The following is a 21978-nucleotide window of genomic DNA, read 5'->3' on the forward strand; positions in this document are numbered from 1 at the left end:
TTAAAGTTACTAAAAGCAACGGCCATAAAATAATATTTTTGCGCCAAACAAATCTGCCCGAAGCCACAGTTTTACCTATCCAAGAAACTAAACCAACTAAAGCCAAAGTAGAGAGTAAAAACTGCTTTGGCAAATTTATAACATCGGAAGAACTAAAAAATATAAGCGGAGTTAAAAATATGGCCGCATAAACAGAAATTTTTGCCATAAAATCAAAAAACATTTCACCTCCGCTTTTTTTGTGCGGATCGGCTTCTATCATCATAAGAGGTGGCATCGGTGGCGGAACTCCCATAGGTCCTATAGATGTCATTGTCTCTCTTTCAGACACAGATACTTGAGCTAATATAGCTTGAGTCTTTTTTTCTTCCAACTCTTTTAAAATATTTTGCGGTATTTCCATTGTTTTTAAATTAAATTATTTGACAATTAACTAATGTTTTTGCTATTAACCACTATATCCGATATATCCGATATATATCGGATACTATCATTTAAGTAATCTTAACACTAAATAACACTAAATAAAAAATACAATATTGTGGATTAAATTTTATTTTATAAAAACACGCGTCAATGGTTTTATGTCGCACAATGGCGCGTAGTTGTGGAGAACCAGTGTTCTTTGGGGAAACTCCAACAAGGCCAGACCTTTAAACTATATAAGTCCTATAAGACCTATAGGACTTATGAAAGATTCTACGGGTTTGTTAAAACTTCAAAACCTTTATAATTATTAGTAACAAATTAATAGAAACTAATATAAAGATTATAAAACATTGATATACGAGCTGATGCGAGAGTTAATAGCCACTTTAAGGCCAGACCTTAGTAAGTCCACCAAAGAAAAGGTCTGGCCTTGGGGAACTAAAATTTAAGGTGTAGGAGTTTTGGCAAATATAGAGTTTCTTAATTGACTTGTTAAATTTCTTATAAGATAATTAGAAAAGTTATGAATTTAAACAAGGACCAAATTTCCACTCTAGCAGATTATTTTTCTGACGTATCAAAAATACTAGTAGGTTCAATTGTGATAGCATATTTTGTGCCTACTGAACCTGCTGTGGTAAATGAATGGACACTGCTTGGAGGCTTAACCACAGCGATAGTTTTTTTATTCATCGGAATAATTTTAAATAAATAAATTATATGATTATAAATCCGCTTCTACTTGCATATCTAATTATAGGCTTATTCGGCACCATAGTTTTTATCTGGGCCATTCGGCATAAATAAAATGAGCTCTAATATATTTAATATATTTGCCCTAGTCGCCTTGCTAATTATGCTTGGTATCGTTTTATTTTACCGCCCTCGTAAATAGCCCCACCATACTGATATACTTAATACTAAGTCCTGCTTTGAATACTAGGCTAGAGCTTGGCCAAAAAACCGCCCGCAAGGGCGGTTTTTTGGTGGCTTAAATTTTCAAGGTCTGACCTTGGGGAATTAAAATTTAAGGCGCTAGAGTTTCTGAAGGTGCGGGCTCTTCAGTAACGGGAGAAATAGGTTCGTATTTATATTCGTATCATTCACATTCATTTATATATTGGCATATTACTAACTATGCTAAAATGTGATTATGCTTTCTGACTCACAACTAAAACCGCTGGCTGAAACATTATCAAATTTAGGGATTGCTTTTTTGATTTCTCTAGTCTTGCCTTCGCTAACTATAGAGAGCTTTAACTTAAACTTATCTTTTGTTGGTCTACTATTTTCCTTTGTTAGTTGGTTTGTTAGCCTATTAATAATTAAGAATATTAAATTATGAACATTATAGAAGGATTACAATATCTATATCTAACTGGCGCTGTATTTCTTTTGATAGTGGCCATTTTAGTTTACAACACGTTAAAAAATAAAAAATGAATAATATAATATTTTATCTCACTATGGTTATAATTCTCTTAGCCTTAGGCATCGTGCTCCATGCCACGTGGGGAAATAAAAAATAGCGGTTTTTTGGTGGCTTAAATTTTCAAAATCTGACTTTTTTGTCACTTGACGCTGGTTGGCCGATTGTTATAATCATAATCAATGCTGGATAAATCCCAATTAAAAACACTGTCCGAATTTCTTGTTAATTTAGCGACCGCATGGCTTATAGCAGTCGTGGTTGTGCCGTCATTAACTATTACAGCTTTTTCCGTTGTGAATTTTTTAGAAATAATTAAAGGATTGGTCTTCGGCTTATCATCGTTGTTTTTTGCCGTATATTTATCAAAAGAAAAATGAGCGACATTTTAACTTATTACAATTTGGCTGGAATTATTACAATGCTTTTGCTTATTGCTATTGCAATTATAATTTCTAAACCAAAAAAATAATTTATGAGTACCTCAATTGCCGGTATAATTAACAGCTCTTGGACTTTTGTTATTCTGATAGGAGTATTTGCCTTTCTGGTGTTTCGTCTCATTAAAAAATCCCGCTAATCCCAAACCTTTGGGAAATTTATTGCCATGATATAATAAAAGCCGGGCCGGTGGCGTAGTGCGAATCCAGACTTGGTATTCTGGACTTCGAGGGTGCAAATCCCTCAACCGGCCCTCCGGGAAAAACTATCTACAATGTGCTTGACATGACTTTGGCATCTGCTACAATAAGGCTAATACCAAGTCTGGATTCTCGTCCTATGCTGAAGTTCCGCCATTAACCGCGTTAGACGCGGTTTTTTGGTTGTTTAAAATCCTTTAATTTAAGGTTTGGCCTTGGGAATTTAAGGTCGGACATTGTTAAGTCCGACAAGGAAAAGGTCCGACCTTGGGATTCATCCTGATTCTTGGAATTTTAAAATTAAGGCGCTGGAGTTTCTGAAGGTACGGGCTCGACCGGAGCTTCTTCCGTTGGTGCAATTTCTTCTGCGGGCACAAGTGGAATTTCCTCGGTGGGTGGAGTTACTGATTCAACGGGAGCAATGGGCTGTGCCGCGTTTGACGCGGGTTCTGTTGTAATTGCAGATGGTTCAACGGGAGCAGAAGGGGTTTCTGATGGTGTTTGATTATTGTTTGGAATTTGCTCGCCCTGCGAAGCCTTGGCGGAGTAGGGTATATTGGAATTTATTTCTTCCGAGCCAACTCGGCGAGCGACCACCATCCAGTCAAACGTGCCACCTTCGTCAAAAGCGTTTATTTCGCGCACCTCAAAACCAAACCTCGTTTTTTGGCTAACATACAATGGGCCATTTAAACGAGATGTTGGTGTAACAATAACTTTAATAACTTGCGTGTCGCTAATTATGCTTGTAAACGATTCATCAAATTTTATTTTGATTCCCGCAGGAGCTACACCTGTTTGTGCGTCAGCCGGCAACATAATCAACGTAGCCGATCCCGAAGCTATAACTTCGTCTCGGCTGGAAGTTACACCAAAAGTTTTAAAGTTAACCTCGGAATCTGTTTCGCTGTTTTTAATAAGCTTGGTTGTTTCGGCCAAAACCGCATTCGCCCATTCCCCCATTGCACTTGCTATAGAAGCCAACGTGCTCTTTGCAACTGTTATGATTTGTTTGAAAATTGAATCATTGGAGTTTGATTGTAAATTGGAAATTGAGAATTGAGAATTATTTGTAATTTGTGCTTTGATATTTGTAATTTCATTCTTAATGTCATCTATCTGTACTTGCTGTGCCTTAACACCTGCAAGTATGAATGTAGATAGTTTGTATATATCTACTCCTTTACCAGATATAGCTAAGACTTCGGAAGGCGCTTCTTCTGCAATCAAACCTAACCTATTGGAACATACAGAAGAAAGGTTTGATTGCCCTGAGCTTGCCGAAGGGCTACATTGTTCATCTGTGTAATTGTATGTAGCTACTTTAATATCTTTAATCTTGTTTAGAATGTTTTGATCGTCTGTACTATCTAAGTACTCTATGTCTTTTTTAGATGTTCTAGTTGAAATGTTAACGAAGCTTGTAGCCGCTATATCCCCTATGACGGCTAGTTTGTAATTTGGAGTTGTACTGCCTATACCAACATTTCCATTGGCGTCAATAGAAATAGAAGGCGTAGTGGTGGGAGCGGCAAATATATCTATGACGTTGGAAATGTTATTCAAACCAGAGATGATAGCCGGGACCAGCTGGGTATAGTCCACGCCCAAGTACCCATTCTCTGGATCCACAATACTTACTGCTTCGGGAAAGACATTCTGGACGTCTTGGGCAATGACACCAAGATTGATGTCCGACTCCCCGATCATATTGTATGAGACGGTACGCAGAGTTCCGAGCTTGGTTAAGGCGCCGGAGATTGGCGTCAGATTTTCCTTGAGCCGTTCGTCTGAAACATCAGTGATAGTACCCGTGTATTCAATGTCCCCAGTTACGTCTAATATCACACTCGCCGACGTCATCCCAATCCCGACGTTGCCGTTTCCTTGAATCCTGACCCTTTCTGACACTGTTCCAGTATCTCCTGTTGTAGAAAATCTTAAGTCGTGGCCTGCACCCCCAACATTGGTCATTTGAATACGTGCTTTTTCTACACTGCTTCCCCAAAATGAGAGATGCGCTCCCTCGCCTTCAGCCCCCGCAGTATTTTCTAGTCTTAGCGCCTCGTACGTTGCCCCACCACCATTTTTAGCAACATGAAGTAACGCCCCTGGTGCCGTCATCCCAATCCCGACGTTGCCGTCGTCTTTGACCGTAAACACAGTTGACCCATTATCTTGAAGTGTTAATAAATCTCCAGTGCCTGCTTGGTTAAGTAAAAAGGCTGGTGTTGTTGTGCTGAAGCTGACGGATAATCCACCACCTGGGGTTGTGGTGCCAATGCCGAAAAAACCACCAGGCAAAATACGGACTCTAGCTGCGCCACCTGTTATGTCGTAAAACTCTAAAGCATTGTCTGCTACTGCTCCGTTTGTACCCACTTGCCAATCTTGAACTGTGCCACTGCCTGTTGGGCTATTGAAATGAATGTTTGCGCTATTACCGTTTCCAGTAGTATTGATTCTAATAACTTGAGTTCCAGAACCTTTAATCACTAATTGGTTTGCAGGGTCTGCAATACCAATCCCCACATTTCCCCCAGTGGAATAAACTCCTGTACCTCCTGTTATAGATAGAAGCGAAGATGGACTACTTGTTCCAATTCCAGTATTCCCATCATTAACAAAGAAATCACTGCCTGATGCGCCTCGTACTTCTAATGTAGACGTGGCAATCAAGCTGGACATAGTTGATGTGGCTTGCACGTAAAGACCTCCTTTAAATAAACCATTACCTGCAACTTCTAATCTTTCTGTGGGTGTGGATGTAGCAATACCGAGTAAAGATCCGTCCCGCAGTATGAGTCCCGTGATGCCATTATCCTGCAGTGTGAATATATCTCCCGCGCCTGCTTGGTTAAGCAAGAATGCTGGTGTGGTGGTGTTGGCATGTATTGAAAGAATTGCACCCGGACTGGTGGAGGCCTGTGAAGTATCATATATAGAAAGACGGCCATTAAGCGATGTCAGCGTAGTGGAGGCAAAGCCATAACCTAAATTAATCTCTCCTCCAAAGATAGAGAGGTCGCCCACGGGAGCACCAGTGTAGCCAGTTCCGCCACCGCTGTAACCAATATATGTATTACCCGCGACTTCGAGCAGAACAGTGGGTGAAGTTCGGCCAATACCGACGTTGCCCAGAGTCAGTATAGAAGCCGAAGAGGAGGTGGCCATAAGCGTGCCGACTTTAGAGATGCCCTCCACTGTCAAACCTCCGAGGTTTGCCATGCCTTGGACAGAGAGCAGAGAGCCGGGCGTGGAGGTACCAATGCCTGTATTGCCAAGCACGACCAGTTTCTGATCAAAAGTTGCATCCCCCACATCAACATAGAGACCACCACCGCTTACTAAAAATCCTCCAGTAGCTACACTTAGTCCTCCTGCAAATGTGCTGGTAGCCGTACCAGAGTTCTTGATGATGGTGGAAACATCTAAGATTGGGGTGGTTAAGATTGTTGAAACATTAAGTTGAGGCGCGGTGGATGTGGAAGCTCCAGTAAGTGTAAACTTGCCTGATGATAATATATCTCCTCCTGTAATTGTTAATCCCGTGGCTGATGATAAACCGCCCGTGGTTAAAACATTAACTCCTCCAGTAAATGTAGACGTAGCAGATTCAGTTACATCTAAAGCTCCAGCGAAGGTGTTGTTGGTGGTTGATGTTGCCGTAATAAAACTTGTTTTTAATTGTCCTTCAATAGTTAACTCTCCAATATTCCCTACTCCATGAACCGAGAGTAATGATCCTGGAGTGGATGTGCCTATGCCAATCTTTTCTTTGAATGTGTTAAATAGAGAACCGCCTGTATATGCGTTTGATCTAACTTCTAATGTAGATGTGGCAATCAAGCTGGACATCGTACTCGTGCCTTGTATGTACAGACTATCTGCACCTAGTGAACCGTTGATATCAAGAAGGTTGCCTGGGCTTGTGGTGGCTATACCCACATTGCCTTCTGTGGTGGCTAGATATGTATTGCCGTAGACGGACAGGTAGCCACTTGGATTGTACATACCAATACCTACTGATCCAGAGTTAGTGACTACGAAGCTGTATGTGCCGACAGAGTTAACTACATCTAAAAGATTCTTTGTTGAATTAGATGAATCGTTGGAAATTGTAAGTGTGCTTGAGGGAGTGGTACTGCCCAGACCGACTCTACCGTTTGAAACAATAAAGTCATTGCCTGTAGTGCCTCTGACTTCTAAAGTGGAAGTGGCTATTAAGCTTGATGTTGTTGTAGTCCCCATAGCATAGAGGCTATCTACTGATGCATCACCATCTATGGCGAGTTTGTTACCGGGAGTAGTGGTGCCAATACCAAGGTTGCCGAATAGCCAGCTTGAGTTAGTGGATGTGGATGTGAAGTAATCGGCGCTGACAAATCCATCAAAGATACCTGCGCCTTTAACAGCTAACATAGCTCCCGGTGTAGAAGTCCCAAGTCCAATAGCTCCACCAAAGTATGAGGCTGTGGTGGAAGTTGAAGTGATGAAAGATGTTTTTAATTGTCCTTCAATTGTTAGCTCGCCAATGTTTCCTACTCCATGAACAGAGAGCAGAGAACCCGGAGTAGATGTGCCGATGCCTAGATCACCATTCACTATTAGCTTTTGGTCTATGTTGACATCCCCCACATCTACATAGAGTCCGCCAGAAGTTATGTTGAGTCCTCCAGTGCCGAGCGATAAACCACCGTCAAATGTGGATGTAGCCGTGCCAGAGTTTTTAAATATTGTAGAAACTTCTAATGTAGGGACGGTGAGAATTGTTGAAACATTTAATTGTGGGATGGTGGAAGTGGCTGCACCTGTAAGTGTGAGCTTGCCACTGGATAGAATATCGCCTCCTGTGATTTCGAGGCCTTGGCTGGAAGCCAAGCCGCCTGCGCTGATGCCGCCATTAGCTGTGGTGGTGGCATTTTTTTTGAATTTAATATTTCCATTGAATACTGAATCACCTTCTACAACTAAGTTGTTTTGAATGTTAACGTTGCCGTGAACCGAGAAAAGATTGCCTGGTGTAGATGTGCCGATGCCGGTGTTGCCGTCGGTAACTACTAGATCGTTGCCTGATGCTCCTCGTATTTCTAAGGTAGATGTGGCTATGAGAGATGAGGTGGTGGTGGTGGCTTGGATGTAGAGACCGCCTTTGAATGAACCATCACCTTTCGTGTCAAACGCGACTCCAGGTGTAGTTGTGCCAATACCAAAGTTACCAAAGATCCAAGAACTGTTTGTACTTGTGGAAGTAAAGTAGTTAGCAGATACAAAACTATCAAAAATACCGGCACCCTCAATGCCTAATGTCCCTCCAGGTGTAGTGGTGCCGATACCAACGTTACCAGCAGTGTAATAGATACTTGAACCTAATGTAGTCCATTGGCTACTAAGAAACGGGGCATCGTCCTGCAAGAAAGCGCCGTTAAGATTGATGTTGCCAGAAACAGAAAGATTACTTGCAAAAGTTGAAGTGGCTGAACCCGAAACTGTTAAGTCTCCTGTTATGGATGTGTTGCCAGTGATACTGGCTCCATTAGCTAATATTGAGATACCTCGGCCAAACTTAGCTTCGTAGCTGGTAACTTCAAAAGGACCTTTGAAGGTGCTGGATGCAGATACTGTCATTTTGTCTGAACCTGAATCACCAAGAGAGATTTCTTTTCCAGCTACAGAGAAGTTGCCACTTATGCCAAGGTCAGACATGGAGGCTCCGCCTGTAACACCGAGTGTGTTTAGTTGAGTTGATCCACTTACTGTTAAGCCGCCTTCTTTTATCTGTGCACGTTGAGAAGCAATAAAGCCTGTAGCATCTAGATCACCTTTTAGAGTGAGTCTGCCTATGAGAGAAGAATTGCCTATAACATCTAGGCCATTGGCTATAGTGGCTTGACCGTTGACGACAAGGTCTTTGGCTAGAGAGACGTAGTCGGAAAATACTGATGGAGCAGAGACAAGAAGAGAGCTTAGAATTTCTGCGCCGCCGCCTAGGGTTACTTTGTTAGAGGTGAGAGAACCGTTTTTGGTAATAAGTTGAAGGTCAAAATTCCCAGATGTTAATCCATCAAGAAAATCAGCGGAGAGGTTAGGAATGGTGGTTTGGGAATCAACAACTATTGGTGCAACTCCTTGTGGCGCAAAACTTCTTAACTGCCCTTGGGTTTCAATATTGCCGCTTACCGAAATATTGCCACCTTTGTCTAAAAGTAAAACTTCATTAGCACCTGTGCCGGGCGCTCTGCCTTGCAGTGTCATGGCATCTTGAACAAATTCTTTAACTGCGCCATAAATGGCGTTGGCGAATTTAAGATTGAAACCGCCAAGAACAAAACCCAAAACTAAAATGCTGACTATGGCCATCTCACCCCACTGCAGAGCGCTTCGGCCATAAGATTTAGCCTTAGAAGTTAGAGGGTAGAAACTAGAGGTTGGAGATTGCAACTTAGGAAAAGAAAATTTAGGTTCACTCTCTTCAAGGTCGGTCCTTAAAAACTTCTCCAAGGACCGACCTTTATCTTCAGAATTTTTTTCTTCTTTTTGAAAATTAGAATTTAAAATTTCTTTTTCTGCATCTGCGTTAATCTGCGTCTGATTCGCGTTAATCCGCGCTTGGTATAAGTGTTCCAGTTCATCTAATTCTTTTTTAACGTCAGTAGCCAAATTATTTTCTAGTTTTTTAATTTCCTCTTTTCTACCCATTTCACCCATCATACCCATTACTCCTACTCCTGCATCGGCTAATTTTACTAAAGGGGTAAAATGGGAAACAATGGGATTAGACTCTATTGTCGGCAAAATAACCTGCTGATGATTTTTTAAATATTCCGCTAAAGCACTTTTTGAAATTCCCCAATTGCGCCCAAATTTCTTTCCAGAAATTCTCCCTTTTCTAACAAGCAAACTCAAATACTCCGCACTATACGGAGTCTCTTTTGCAATTTGGCTTATTAAAATAAAATCATCCATTTGTTTAAAAACAAAAAAATCTGCAACACATAAACGTGTTACAGAGTGCTTTTTCTGGGCATCCGATATCTCTATCGGATATATCCAGCATATCACATATATCGTATATCAATAGGCTGAATGTGGATAAATTATAACAAAAATCCTAAGCACGAAATCCTAAATTATAAACAAACTATAAATATTAATTTCTCAAACCACTTGGAATTTGTGATTTTGGATTTAGATATTGTTTAGTATTTAGGATTTAGAAATTAGAATTTAGTCTATGTGGTGGATAACACCTATTGTTGTTTTGCGTGTTAAATACTAAAATATAGATACATTGATATAAAAAGATTATAAAACATTGATATAGATTGTAGTACGTAGTAGATAGTTTATTAGAAAGAATATATTTAATCTTTCTACTTTCTACTATCTACCTTCTAATAACTAAAGTGAGCTTTGGCCGAAAATATCTAAGCATTAAACAAGCCGCCGCGGTTATAGGTGTTACACCCTTAACACTGCGCAATTGGGATAGAGACGGCAAGCTTAGCCCGTATCGCAACCCTATAAATAACTACCGCTACTATCGCGTAGACCAGATAGAAGCCTTCCTCCGGGCTATGGAAAGCTCACGAGAAAAAGGAACTAGGAAAATAAGATATATGGATATCTAAAAATCCCCCTTCGGGGGATTTTTATTAATTTCTAATATCTAATTTCCAATTTCTAATAAAAACCCAAATGTCTAAAAAAATAATTAAACTTTAATTAGGCTTTTAAGAATTAGTCATTTTATTAGATATTAGTAATTGGGAATTAGATATTTTTATTGTGGGTAGTATAGGAATCGAACCTATGCTCTTCCCGATGTGAACGGGATATTTTACCATTAAACTAACCACCCTCTTTTCTAATTACTACTTTCTACTTTCTACTTTCTAATCTTCCAACTTTATCTATAACTTTTCTATGAGGATATTCTAATATATCGTGCACGAATCTATCAAACATGCCGTAGCGATATTTAAATTCGTCTATGCCCAAAATTACATACTTCAATTCCGTGCCTAATTCTTCTTCAACAGTTTTTATGAAACCAATAAATTTTTTAAAATCTATATCGTCCCCCACTATCATAATATCTGCTCGGGCATTGGGTATGTTTAAAAAAGTGCCAGTTATTATGGCTAATTTTATTCTACCAATTTTAGTAAGCCCTCTTTCTATTTTGGGAAAAGACGGCGGGGATATTTTTAAAACTAAATTTTTAAGTTCGTCCAAATATGGCCAGTTTTGATTAAGCTGATACTTTCTCCCCTGATTAAACACTCGGTGTTTGATCAATTTGTTAAACCTCCGAGGTTTAACAAATTTAATTTTTCTCTTTATATTTGTCTTTTTCTTCTTTACCATTTTAATTTGAATAGTGTCACTATATAATTATATTGCCGTGGGGGTGGATTGGCTCGAGCCCTGGCTTATCATCCAAGGGCTTGCGGGTTCGATTCCCGTCACCTCCACGGTTCAAAACCGTATTTTATAATACCCAATTGACACCATATATCTGTATGCTAGTATCTAATAGGATGATAAGCCAGGATTCTTGGACCAGTCTAAGTCCACCATTAACCGCGTCTAACGCGGTTTTTTGGTACTTTTAACTTCAGGTCATTGCCATTAGATTTCTTCAAAAAACCCATTTTTATAAAATAAAAAACCAACTTCTTTGTTTCCGCTTTTTTAATATTGGTTCTTTTGGTTATATCCCCAACCGATAAAACCAATTGGGGGTGTTGTAAAAACAACTTTAAAACCTTAGCTTTTACGCCAAACAACTGTTCTAAAAGATTATTACTGTTGGTCATAATTTAAAAATCCAATACCTAAGGTCGGACCTTAAAAATCCCCAAGGTCCGACCTTGAAAACCGCTTGCAACCTTTTGAATTTTTATACAGTATAGCAATCTAGGTGGCATTGTAAAGTTAAGCAAAATACCCCTATAATACTTTGTATATGAAAGACTCTAGTTTTCACCCCGAAGAACTTACCATACAAGATAAATCTCCTCTTGGCTCAAGCTATGCCGAGACTTTTGTTTTTGCACCTTCAAATAAAGATGAAGCAGAACTAGGCAGTTTATTTATAGTCGCTGAAGCTTCATCTAATAAAACCAGAAAAGAAAATGCCGAACTTACTAGCGAGGTGGCCACTGTAATTAAAAATGAATATTATCAAAATACTTTGGTTACGCCCATGTCCGCTTTAAAATTTTCTTTAAAAAGAGTTAATACCCTTTTAAACAGCAAAAAAAATTGGCTAACACCCTCATCGGCTTTAAAACTTAAAGTTTTGATAGCTTCGTTAAAAGAAAATAAACTTCACATGGCTAGAATGGGTGATGCCACTGCTTTTTTATTAAGAGACAATATTCTTCAATTAATAGCTACCACCCCTAATCTTAAAAATATAAATCCGCTTTCTTTTGAAAACATAATAAGCGGAGAGTTACTAACCAATGATCACATCCTGTTAGCCACTAACCAAATTTATAAAATAGATGAAAAAGAAATTTCAAAAAAACTACAAGAAAAAAACTTAGCCAGCTATTTATCGAAAACAAATACTGGCATTAAAAGCCTGGCTCTCATCAGCCTCCATCCCTTTAAAGATGGCAACCCATCTTTAAAGCAAACCCCTACTAAGCCTTCTCTTATATCTATTAACACCGAAGCCAACATACCAGATTACGGCCCTCCCTCAAAAAACAAGGGTAAAATGCTTAAACTTGGCCTAGTTATTATTATCTTGATTGTAACCATTTCCGTAATAACAATTACCTCTCTTAAAATAAGAAACGAAACTTCTCAAAATAAAAAAGAGGCGGAGCAACTACTTGGAGAAGTTTCGGATATAAAAAACAAAATAAATGATTTAATAGCGGCCAATAACGAAACCGAGGCCAACGAGCTTTGGCTTTCGGCTCAAGAAAAATTAAAACACCTAGCCGAACTTAATTATTTTAAAACCACCCGCTCTACCCTAAGCGCAGATTTAGATAAAATATATAAAGAACTAAGCAAAGCCGAAGCGATAAATAAAATAACCAAAGTTTTTGATTTAGAAAATAATTCGGTGGGGTTTGAGCCAGAAAAAATAGCTTTAGGTAAAAATAAGATATTTGTTTTGGGTAGAGAAAATTTTTATAAGTTTGATTTTAATAAAGCCGATGGCGTATTTGATTCTGTAGAAAAAGGCAGTAAGCTTGTGACATCTTTATTAAAACCAGAAAATCCCAACTCTCAAATACTAATAACCGAAGATAAAATTATAGAAGAATTTGGAGATGCTCCGGATAAGACTTATTGGATACGCCCAGAAAATATTCCTGCGGTTAGAGACGCCGCTTTTTATGGTAAGGCTATCTATTTACTAACCGAAAATGGGCTTATCCATAAAATGCCTTTTACCTTGTCTTCTTCCACTCCGACTATAGGTATTGAAGCTCCAACCCAAAGCATCGGAGCAGAAAACCTTGTTTTTGAAGAAATTCAAATTTGGACAAAAACCGAAGAAAACAAATTACAGTCATTTTCGATAGAAGGTTCGGTCTTTGGTTTATTAGACGAAAATACTTTAGCCGAACTTACTAATGGCGTCATTAAAAACAAAAAAGATTTTTCGGAAAATATAAGCCAAGTTTTTACTTCACCCTTACATAAAAATGTATATTTGTTTAGCCCAGACTACAGGCTTGTTATTATCTTAGATAAAAATCTAAACATTAAAAAAAGACTTAGTCATGATGAACTCATTGGAGCTAAGTCTTTTTTCGTTAATTCTCAAGAAAGAATTATATATTTTCTAAAAAATAAAACGGTCTACTCCTTCGAAATTTAGAAGGTGGAAAGTAGATAGTAGTAAGAAAATAACGATCTCTTAATCCACATTCTACTCTCTACATTCTAGCTTCTATTTAATATCTGCTTTAGCTCCTGCTTCTTCTAACTTCTTCTTCATCTCTTCGGCTTCGGCTTTAGTCACTCCTGTTTTTATAACTTTAGGCGCGCCATCAACTAGATCTTTGGCCTCTTTAAGACCAAGGCTAGTAAGCTCACGTACCGCCTTGATGACTGCAATCTTCTGAACACCGGCTTCTTTTAATTCCACATCAAAAGTGGATTTTTCCTCCGCCACGTTTGACGTGGTTCCGCTATTACCACCACTCATTGCGACCGGGGCCGCCGCCGACACACCGAATTTAACTTCTAAAACTTTAACCAATTCAGCTAATTCCATTACGTTCATTTTTTCTACAGTACCCACTAAGTCTTTAAATTTTTCTGGTATTTGTATTTCTTCCATTTTATTTATTATGCCAATATACTAATTTATGCGAATGATACAAATATATTAACAAATATTTGTAATAGATTTGTATAATTCGTACTCATTCGTAGATTGGTATATTATTTCATACCCGACCTTTGCTAATTACTTAATTACTCTTCTTACTTACTGCATCCAAGGCTCTTACTAATCCGGATACCGGCGACATCAAAAGCTGAACAATTTGCGCCAATAAAACTTCTCTCTCTGGTAACTGCGCCAAAGCTACTACAGCATTTTTTAACATTTTTTCTCCCATTAAAAATCCGCCTAATATAGCTAACTTCTTTGTTTGGGTAGAAAACTTATAAACTAGCTTAGCCATAATCGCGTCTGATTCATTCGAAGAGTAAACTATGGCCACAGAATTTTTATGGAAAGATAAATCGAACTCTTCTCTGCCAGATTTTTCAAAAGCAAAACCAAGCAAAGATTTCTTTAGGGCTTTAAACTTTATATTTTCTTTCTTTAATTCTCTTTTTAAAGCAATTATCTCTCCCATGTTTAAACCCGAAAAATCAACAAAAAGAATACTAGAGTTATTTTTTAGTATTTCGGCCAGTTCTGCCACTAATTTTATTTTTTGAGATCTTGTTAACATAAAAATCTGCGTTTCCGCAGATTTTTATTATAGGACCCATAAGTCTTATAGGACCTATATAATTTTCCTAGACAGGACTTATTTTAATGCCTGTCGTCTGCGGAATTTACCAATTTAATTGTTTTGCAATACTAGCATAAAGGCTACAGCTAAGCAAGCTTCCTAGCTTCTTAGGAATTTAGCTTTCTAGTAAGCTAAAAGCTAGAAAACTAAGAAGCTACTCGCGAAATCCGGTACCAGCGGGAATAAGCCGACCAACAATAACATTTTCCTTTAAACCTCTTAACCCATCCTCTTTGGCTTCAATAGCGGCATTTATTAAACTGCGAGCTGTTTCTTGGAACGATGCCGCCGAAAGGAAGCTTTCGGTAGTTAAGGACACTTTGGTTATACCTAATAGTAACTGTTCGTAAGTCGCCTTTTTTCCTTTACCCTCCGTAGCCTTGCCGTGCCACTCCGTAGCTTTGAGCGAAGGGTGGGCGGAGGAGGGCTTACCTATTTTCGCATTCTCTGCCCAAACCTGCCATTTTTCGGAAACCTCACCCGGCAAAAGCTTGGTATCGCCCGGATCTACAATTCTAACGCGTGACAACATTTGGCGGGCAATAACTTCTAAATATTTTTCGTTAATGGAAGCGCCTTGTGTCACGTAAATAGTTTCAACTTCTTTTACAATATAACGTTCTACCGCTTCTTGGCCAGCCAGCAAAAATAATTCCTGCAAATTTAAATTACCCTCCGAAATTTGCGAACCCTTGGCAATTAAATCTCCTTTTTCAACAAAGACACTTACACCAACAGGCAGGCTATATTCTTTAATATCGTCTTTACCAGATTTTGTTTCAACTCTAATTTTAATTATTTTCTGTGAACCCTGCGAAGAAACTTCCTCCACCCTGCCATCAAATTCCGAAATTATAGCTTGGCCCTTGGGTGGGCGAACTTCGAAAACTTCTTCCACGCGCGGCAGACCTTGCGTAATATCAGAAACTCCAGCCACACCTCCAACGTGGAAAGTTCTCATGGTAAGCTGTGTGCCCGGCTCGCCAATGGCTTGAGCAGTCACAATACCCACAGCCTCGCCCATTTTTACCAAAGAGTTAGAACCTAAATCGTAACCAAAACACTTGGCGCAAATTCCTTTTATGCTCTTACATCTCATAACAGAGCGCAATTTTATTTTCTTAAGACCAGATTCATCAATGATTTTAGCCTGATCGCGATTAACCAGTTCGTTCTTTTTAACTATAACTTTACCCGAAGAATTTTTTATGTCTTCGGCCACCGCGCGTCCTAACGATCTTTCACCCAAAGACATTTTAATTTCGTCGCCGTCTTCTTTATATTTAATTACGCCTTCGGTATCGCCACAATCATCTTCTCTCACCACCACATCTTGAGCCACATCCACCAAACGTCGGGTTAAGTAACCCGCCGCCGCAGTTTTTAAAGCGGTGTCGGTGGTGCCTTTTCTAGCGCCGTGCGTAGAAATAAAGTATTCCAAAACATTAAAACCTTCTTTAAAAGATGGAATAATTGGCAGTTCTATGGTTGCGCCAGCCGGGTTAATAACCACGCCTTTCATACCAGCCATCTGGGTTAACTGGCTAATATTGCCTCTAGAGCCAGAATCAAAAATCATAAATACGGGGTTAGCTTTATGCATAGTGGGCGGAACCAATTTAGCAATCTGCTCTTTAGTTTTGTGCCAAACAGAAATAGATTTCGATTTTCTTTCTTCCAAAGTTAAAAGACCATGCAGATAATGTTCACGAATCTTTTCTACTTCTTTCATGGCACCACCAATAATTCCCGCTTTTTGTTCTGGCACTATAATATCGTTCATACCCCAAGAAATTCCGCTTCTGGTGGAGTAATCAAAACCCAGATCCTTAATATCATCTAACATCTTAACAACTTCTGACTGAGGAAAATTCTGAATCACTTCGCTGGTTAGCTTAACCAATTTCTTGCGATTCATTGTTTCGTTAATATAAGGCACTTCTTTTGGTAAAATATTGTTAAACAAAATCCTGCCAACAGACGTTTCCACAAATTCACCGCCCGACTTGGCAAATCTAACTTTAATTTTTGCTCTTAGATCTACTTCGTCAAAATCGTAAGCTAAAATTGCCTCGTTAGCAGAACCGAAGATCTTACCTTCGCCCTTCGTAGCTCCGACCTCATTCGGAGCGGAGTAGGGCTTCCTTAATTTATCGTCGTCCTCCTTCGCTGAAGCTTCGGAATCGGGTTCGCTGGTCATCCAATAAATTCCCAAAACCATATCTTTTTGCGGGTCCACGATAGCTTCGCCCGTGGAAGGTTTAAGCAAATTTTTGGAAGAAAGCATTATTTCTTTAGCTTCTTTTTGAGCTACATCGGACAGCGGCAAATGCACTGCCATTTGGTCGCCGTCAAAATCGGCATTGAACGCTTGGCATACCAAAGGATGGACCTGAATGGCCGAACCCTCAATTAATATTGGCTGGAAAGCTTGAATACCTAAACGGTGCAAGGTGGGCGCGCGGTTAAGCAAAATAACTTTATCGGCAATAACTTCTTCCAAAGATTCCCAAACAATATCAACTTCTTCTTCTATTAAACGAGAGGCGTTTCTGATATTAGAAGCCACTTCCTTTTGATAAATAAGTTTATGAATAATGAAGGGTTTAAAAATTTCTAAAGCCATTCTCTTGGGTAAGCCGGCTTGGTGCAGTTTTAAACCGGGACCCACCACAATGACCGAACGTCCGGAATAATCCACGCGCTTACCCAAAAGATTTTGACGGAATCGGCCTTGCTTACCCTTTAACATATCGGCGAGAGACTTAAGTGCGCGCTTACCGCCCCCAGCTGTCGTAGCCGTAGGTTCACTACCGCGATGCGCCGAGTTATCTATTAAAGCGTCCACGGCTTCTTGCAACATTCTTTTTTCGTTGCGCACAATAACTTCCGGAGATTTAAGATCAATAAGTTTCTTTAGGCGATTATTACGATTGATGACACGCCTATATAGATCGTTAACATCGGACGTGGCATATCTACCGCCATCTAATGGTACCATCGGGCGCAAATCTGGTGGAATAACAGGCAGTACTGTAATAAACATCCATTCTGGGCGAAGTTTATTTCTAACCAAAGATTCAACCAGCCTTAAGCGGCGCAACATTTTTTTCTTGTCACCGGTTTCTTCCATATCGCTTAATTTTTTGACCACATCATCTCTTAAAGATTCCAAGTCCATTTGCTCGAAAATTCTTCTAACAGCTTCAGCGCCAATATCAGCCTTAAAGACTTCGCCGTATTTTAACGACAGATCATAATATTGTGCTTCCGAAATAACTTGAAATTTTTTAATTTTATTTAGTTCGTCTACAGCTGTATCACGCAAAGCTTTAAGTTCGCGTTGACCGCCTTTGGTGGTTTGAAGCTTTAATTTAGTTTTATATTCTTTTTCTATTTCGGCTAAAACACTGTTTCTAGCTTCTTCGTCTACTTCTATTATTATATAAGCCGCAAAATAAATTACTTTTTCTAGTTCTTGAACACCCAGGTTTAGCAAAAGACCCATCTTAGATGGTAAACCACGCAAAAACCAAATATGGCTAACCGGCGCCGCCAAAGTTATATGCCCCATTCTTTCGCGCCTAACTATAGCCCGAGTTACTTCTACTCCGCATTTATCGCACACAATGCCTTTGTACCTAATACGACGATATTTGCCGCAATAACATTCCCAATCTTTGGTCGGGCCAAAAATTGCTTCGGAAAACAAACCTTCTTTTTCCGGTTTTTGAGTACGATAATTTATGGTCTCTGGTTTTATGACTTCGCCATAAGACCAGCCCATAATATCGTCGGGCGAGGCCAAACGTATTCTTATAGCTTTAAAATCTTTTAAATTTGGAGGAATACTTGTTTTAGGCATGTATTAGCTTTTTAGCTTACTAGCTTCCTAGCTTTTTAGCTTCTTAGGTATTAAGCCTAGTAAGCTAACATCCTAGAAAGCTAAGAAGTTAATTTTCTATTTTGATTTCTTCTTTAATTTCGCTCGGTGGCAAAACCTCTTCACCGATAAGTTCTACATTAAGGCCCAAACCTTTCATTTCGTTTACCAAGACAAAGAACGAAGCTGGAATATTTGGTGTTCTAATTGTTTCTCCTTTAATAATGCTTTCATAAGCATAGCCACGGCCAACCACATCGTCCGATTTTATGGTTAACATTTCTTGCAAAATATTGGCAGCGCCATAACCTTCCAAAGCCCAAACCTCCATTTCGCCAAATCTTTGGCCACCAAATTGCGCTTTACCACCCAAAGGCTGTTGCGTAATAAGCGAATAGGGCCCAATAGAACGCATGTGAAGTTTGTCTTCAACCAAGTGGTTAAGCTTCATCATATAAATAATTCCCACGGTAACTTTTTGAGAAAATCTTTCACCGGTCTTGCCATCGTGCAAAACAACTTTGCCATCTTCGGGTAAGCCAGCGTCTTTAAGTTCGGCTCTAATTTCATCTTCGGTAGCACCGGCTAAAGCTGGTGTAGCCGCTCTCATGCCCTTAGCTTTCATAGCCCAACCTAAGTGAGTTTCTAAAATTTGGCCAATGTTCATACGGCTAGCCACACCCAAGGGATTTAAAATAATATCTACGCTACGGCCATCGGCCATATAGGGCATTTCTTCTTCTGGCAAAATCATAGAGATAACACCTTTGTTGCCGTGCCTACCCGCTAATTTATCGCCCACCGAAACTTTTCTGTATTCAGCCACTTCCACTTGAATAGTTTTTATAACGCCGGCTGGCAGCTTATCGCCTTTATCGCGTTCAAAAATTTTAATACCCACCACCCGGCCCCTTTTGCCGTGAGGCAAATGCAACGAAGCGTCTTTGACATCGCGGGCCTTTTCGCCGAATATGGCGCGCAGCAATCTTTCTTCGGCGGTTAGATCGGCCTCGCCTTTGGGCGAAATCTTGCCCACCAAAATATCGCCCTGGCCCACTTCAGCGCCAATGCGTACAATACCTTCTTCGTCTAAATCTTTTAATTTTTCTTCGGAAACATTGGGAATGTCGGGCGTAGTAATTTCCGGACCAAGCTTGGTTTCACGCACATCTATAGAATAGCTTTCAATGTGGATGGAAGAGAAAATATCTTGCTCTACTATTTTTTCGGAAAGAATAATAGCGTCTTCAAAATTGCCGCCCCGCCAACTCATAAAAGCTACGGTTAAATTTTGGCCCAAAGCCAAAGCACCGTCTTCGGTCGAAATACCATCGGCCAAAACTTCGCCTTTTTTAAATTTAGCGCCTTTAGCCAGGCGAGGAAATTGGTTTAAAGAAGTATATTGGTTGGAACGCACAAAGTTATGCAAATTATATTCCACAATTTCGCCGCCGCCTTTAACCGTCTCGGTGCGCATCACTTTAAGTTCGCCCCGCATTTTGTCTTTAACTGATTTACTATATTTAACTTTAATTTTCCGGCCGTCCACCGCCTCAATAGTGCCGTCTTCTTCGGCCAAAATTACATAACCCGAATCTTGCACGGCTCTTTCTTCGGCGCCCGTGCCCACCCAAGGCACCTGCGGCTTAACGCAAGGCACAGCTTGGCGTTGCATATTGGAACCCATCAAAGCGCGGTTAGCATCATCATGTTCCAAAAAAGGAATAAGCGAAGTGGCAATGCTAATAATCTGCTGAGGCGAAACGTCCATCAACTGAACCTTATTTCTTTCTATTAAAGTAGGTTCGGTTAAATAACGAACTTGAACAAGTTCTTCCAAAAATTTACCATCTTCATCAACTTTTACTCCGCCGTGAGCAATATAATATTGTTCTTCTTCTAAAGCGTTAAGATATTTTATATCTTCTGTTATTTTGCCGTTTTTAATAACTCTATAAGGAGTTTCGATAAATCCAAATTCATTTAATCGGGCATAAGAAGCAAAATATTCCACCAAACCAATGTTTGGCCCTTCTGGAGTTTCAATGGGGCAAATTCTGCCGTAGTGCGAAGTGTGCACATCGCGCACTTCAAAACCCGCTCTTTCACGCGCCAGCCCGCCAGGTCCTAAGGCCGAAAGACGGCGCTTGTGTTCCAATTCCGCCAAAGGGTTCACTTGATCCATAAACTGCGAAAGCTGGGACGAAGCAAAAAACTCTTTGACCACCGCAATTAAAGGACGCGCATTTATAAGCTGGGCCGGCGTAATTGTAGTTACATCAAGCGTAGACATTCGGTCTTTAGCAATTCTTTCTAAGCGCGCAAAACCCAATCTTAATCTTTGCTGAACCAGCTCGCCCATAGCGCGAACACGGCGATTGCCTAAATGATCTATGTCGTCGGCTTTGGGCGGTTGTTCGTTATTTAATTTTATTACTTGAGAAATAATAGCCACCAAATCTGCCAAATGCAAAACTCTGTCAGTATAATTTTTATTTAGATCCCTTTCTTTAAGAAAAGATCTTGACTTAGCATCTTCTTCTTTTCTTATACTTTGCAATCTTTGTTCCATTTTCCATCGGCCAACTTCGGACAAATCGTATCTCGCGCCACCAAACATCGCGTCTATCAAACTTTTAGCATTTTCAGCAGTAGCCATGTCGCCCGGGCGAATGCGCTTATATATTTCTATATAGGCGTCGTTTTGGTTTTTAGCCGCATCTTTAGCTAGAGTATTTTTTATGTGAGTAACATCAACAGATGTATCGTGCTTTTTAAAAGCTTCTATTATATCTTCGTCTTGGGTTAAACCAAAAATTCTAAATAGAGATGAGACTGGCACTTTGCGTTTTCTGTCTATTTTTACGGAAATTACTCCATCGTTATCTGTTTCAAATTCTAACCAAGCGCCGCGGTTTGGAATAATCTTGGCGCCAAATTGATTTTTGTTTTTTGTGTTTTGAACAGTAAAAAAAACACCGGAAGAACGTATTAGTTGAGAAACAATAACTCTCTCTACGCCGTTAATAATAAACGTGCCACGAGAAGTCATTAAAGGAAAATCGCCCAAATAGATTTCTTGTTCCTTTATTTCACCCGTGTGTTTATTCTTTAACCTAGCTTTTATTCTTAGCGGAGCTTCATACGAAGTCAGATGTTCTCGGGATTCATCTTGAGAATATTTAGGCTCATCAAAATAATAGCCCCCAAAAGAAAGCTCCAAATTACTGCCGGTGTAATCTTCTATAGGAGAAACTTCTTGAAATATTTCGGCTAAACCCTTATTTAGAAACCATTTATATGAATTTATTTGAACCTCCAACAGGTTGGGTAATGGAAAAGGTTTGTATTTATATGAGGAGAAGATTTTCTTTTTCATATTTTATCTATGAGCGAAGCGAGTAGTTATAAAATATAGAACCCCGCCCCAATTTTGCAATAGATTAGCAAGCGAAGCGCGAGGGCGAATAGCCCATCCCTAATAAGGGCGCAGCGCTTCGCCTATAACAGTATCCCGCTATTCGCGGGACGCACTGCACAAAATAATCCGGGGCAAAATTGGGGCTGGGGTTATTGTTTGGCAACTAC

The 21978-nt window shown here is 39.7% G+C and carries 12 protein-coding genes and 1 tRNA gene; 4 read left to right on the plus strand and 9 right to left on the minus strand.

The genetic code is table 11. The annotated features are described in order from the left end of the window. A partial coding sequence (locus Q8Q95_04075; protein ID MDP3764769.1) for a hypothetical protein occupies positions 1 to 403 on the minus strand: 403 nt, incomplete at its 3' end. Between the two features lie 549 nt (positions 404 to 952). Between Q8Q95_04075 and Q8Q95_04080 the strand changes: the two genes are divergently transcribed. Beyond that, a complete protein-coding gene (locus Q8Q95_04080; GenBank protein ID MDP3764770.1) occupies positions 953 to 1144 on the plus strand; it encodes a hypothetical protein in 192 nt (63 codons plus the stop codon). A gap of 896 nt (positions 1145 to 2040) precedes the next feature. Continuing rightward, on the plus strand, positions 2041 to 2238 hold the full coding sequence (locus Q8Q95_04085; GenBank protein ID MDP3764771.1) for a hypothetical protein: 198 nt from the start codon (positions 2041 to 2043) through the stop codon (positions 2236 to 2238). A gap of 561 nt (positions 2239 to 2799) precedes the next feature. On the opposite strand, the gene Q8Q95_04090 is transcribed toward Q8Q95_04085, so the two are convergent. Then, on the minus strand, positions 2800 to 9465 hold the full coding sequence (locus Q8Q95_04090) for a tail fiber domain-containing protein (protein ID MDP3764772.1): 6666 nt from the start codon (positions 9463 to 9465) through the stop codon (positions 2800 to 2802). 440 nt (positions 9466 to 9905) lie between these two features. Between Q8Q95_04090 and Q8Q95_04095 the strand changes: the two genes are divergently transcribed. Then, complete coding sequence (locus Q8Q95_04095; GenBank protein MDP3764773.1) at positions 9906 to 10130, plus strand: MerR family transcriptional regulator; 225 nt, start codon at positions 9906 to 9908, stop codon at positions 10128 to 10130. Between the two features lie 158 nt (positions 10131 to 10288). On the opposite strand, the gene Q8Q95_04100 is transcribed toward Q8Q95_04095, so the two are convergent. The 3 genes from Q8Q95_04100 to Q8Q95_04110 form a co-directional block, all read right to left on the minus strand. After that, a tRNA-Val gene (locus tag Q8Q95_04100) sits at positions 10289 to 10360 on the minus strand. 20 nt (positions 10361 to 10380) lie between these two features. Beyond that, the gene (locus Q8Q95_04105) at positions 10381 to 10869 is read right to left on the minus strand and encodes a hypothetical protein (protein MDP3764774.1); all 489 of its coding nucleotides are present in this window, start codon (positions 10867 to 10869) and stop codon (positions 10381 to 10383) included. A gap of 212 nt (positions 10870 to 11081) precedes the next feature. Continuing rightward, positions 11082 to 11321 (minus strand): hypothetical protein, encoded by a 240-nt coding sequence (locus tag Q8Q95_04110; GenBank protein ID MDP3764775.1) that lies wholly within the window; start codon positions 11319 to 11321, stop codon positions 11082 to 11084. A gap of 149 nt (positions 11322 to 11470) precedes the next feature. On the opposite strand from Q8Q95_04110, the gene Q8Q95_04115 reads away from it, so the two are divergent. Then, on the plus strand, positions 11471 to 13354 hold the full coding sequence (locus Q8Q95_04115; protein ID MDP3764776.1) for a hypothetical protein: 1884 nt from the start codon (positions 11471 to 11473) through the stop codon (positions 13352 to 13354). 72 nt (positions 13355 to 13426) lie between these two features. Here Q8Q95_04115 and rplL read toward each other — a convergent pair whose 3' ends face one another. From rplL to rpoB, 4 genes are all read right to left on the minus strand, one after another. Further along, positions 13427 to 13819 carry a 50S ribosomal protein L7/L12 gene (rplL, locus tag Q8Q95_04120; protein MDP3764777.1) on the minus strand — a complete coding sequence of 131 codons (393 nt, stop codon included), beginning with the start codon at positions 13817 to 13819 and terminating at the stop codon, positions 13427 to 13429. 133 nt (positions 13820 to 13952) lie between these two features. After that, entirely contained in the window at positions 13953 to 14444 is a 492-nt protein-coding gene (rplJ, locus tag Q8Q95_04125) for a 50S ribosomal protein L10 (protein MDP3764778.1), read from the minus strand. Positions 14445 to 14661: 217 nt separating this feature from the next. Next, complete coding sequence (gene rpoC / locus Q8Q95_04130) at positions 14662 to 18372, minus strand: DNA-directed RNA polymerase subunit beta' (protein MDP3764779.1); 3711 nt, start codon at positions 18370 to 18372, stop codon at positions 14662 to 14664. A gap of 88 nt (positions 18373 to 18460) precedes the next feature. Next, entirely contained in the window at positions 18461 to 21769 is a 3309-nt protein-coding gene (gene rpoB / locus Q8Q95_04135; protein MDP3764780.1) for a DNA-directed RNA polymerase subunit beta, read from the minus strand. Between the last annotated feature and the right edge of the window lie 209 nt (positions 21770 to 21978).

Source organism: bacterium (assembly GCA_030697795.1).
In the GTDB taxonomy this organism is placed as follows: domain Bacteria; phylum Patescibacteriota; class Minisyncoccia; order JACQLN01; family JACQLN01; genus JACQLN01.

Excerpts from the sequence above, each read along its gene's own strand:
- Q8Q95_04080 (MDP3764770.1), top strand. The coding sequence starts at position 953 with ATGAATTTAAACAAGGACCAAATTTCCACTCTAGCAGATTATTTTTCT.
- Q8Q95_04085 (MDP3764771.1), top strand. The coding sequence starts at position 2,041 with ATGCTGGATAAATCCCAATTAAAAACACTGTCCGAATTTCTTGTTAAT.
- Q8Q95_04090 (MDP3764772.1), bottom strand. The coding sequence starts at position 9,465 with ATGGATGATTTTATTTTAATAAGCCAAATTGCAAAAGAGACTCCGTAT.
- Q8Q95_04105 (MDP3764774.1), bottom strand. The coding sequence starts at position 10,869 with ATGGTAAAGAAGAAAAAGACAAATATAAAGAGAAAAATTAAATTTGTT.
- Q8Q95_04110 (MDP3764775.1), bottom strand. The coding sequence starts at position 11,321 with ATGACCAACAGTAATAATCTTTTAGAACAGTTGTTTGGCGTAAAAGCT.
- Q8Q95_04115 (MDP3764776.1), top strand. The coding sequence starts at position 11,471 with ATGAAAGACTCTAGTTTTCACCCCGAAGAACTTACCATACAAGATAAA.
- rplL (MDP3764777.1), bottom strand. The coding sequence starts at position 13,819 with ATGGAAGAAATACAAATACCAGAAAAATTTAAAGACTTAGTGGGTACT.
- rplJ (MDP3764778.1), bottom strand. The coding sequence starts at position 14,444 with ATGTTAACAAGATCTCAAAAAATAAAATTAGTGGCAGAACTGGCCGAA.
- rpoC (MDP3764779.1), bottom strand. The coding sequence starts at position 18,372 with ATGCCTAAAACAAGTATTCCTCCAAATTTAAAAGATTTTAAAGCTATA.
- rpoB (MDP3764780.1), bottom strand. The coding sequence starts at position 21,769 with ATGAAAAAGAAAATCTTCTCCTCATATAAATACAAACCTTTTCCATTA.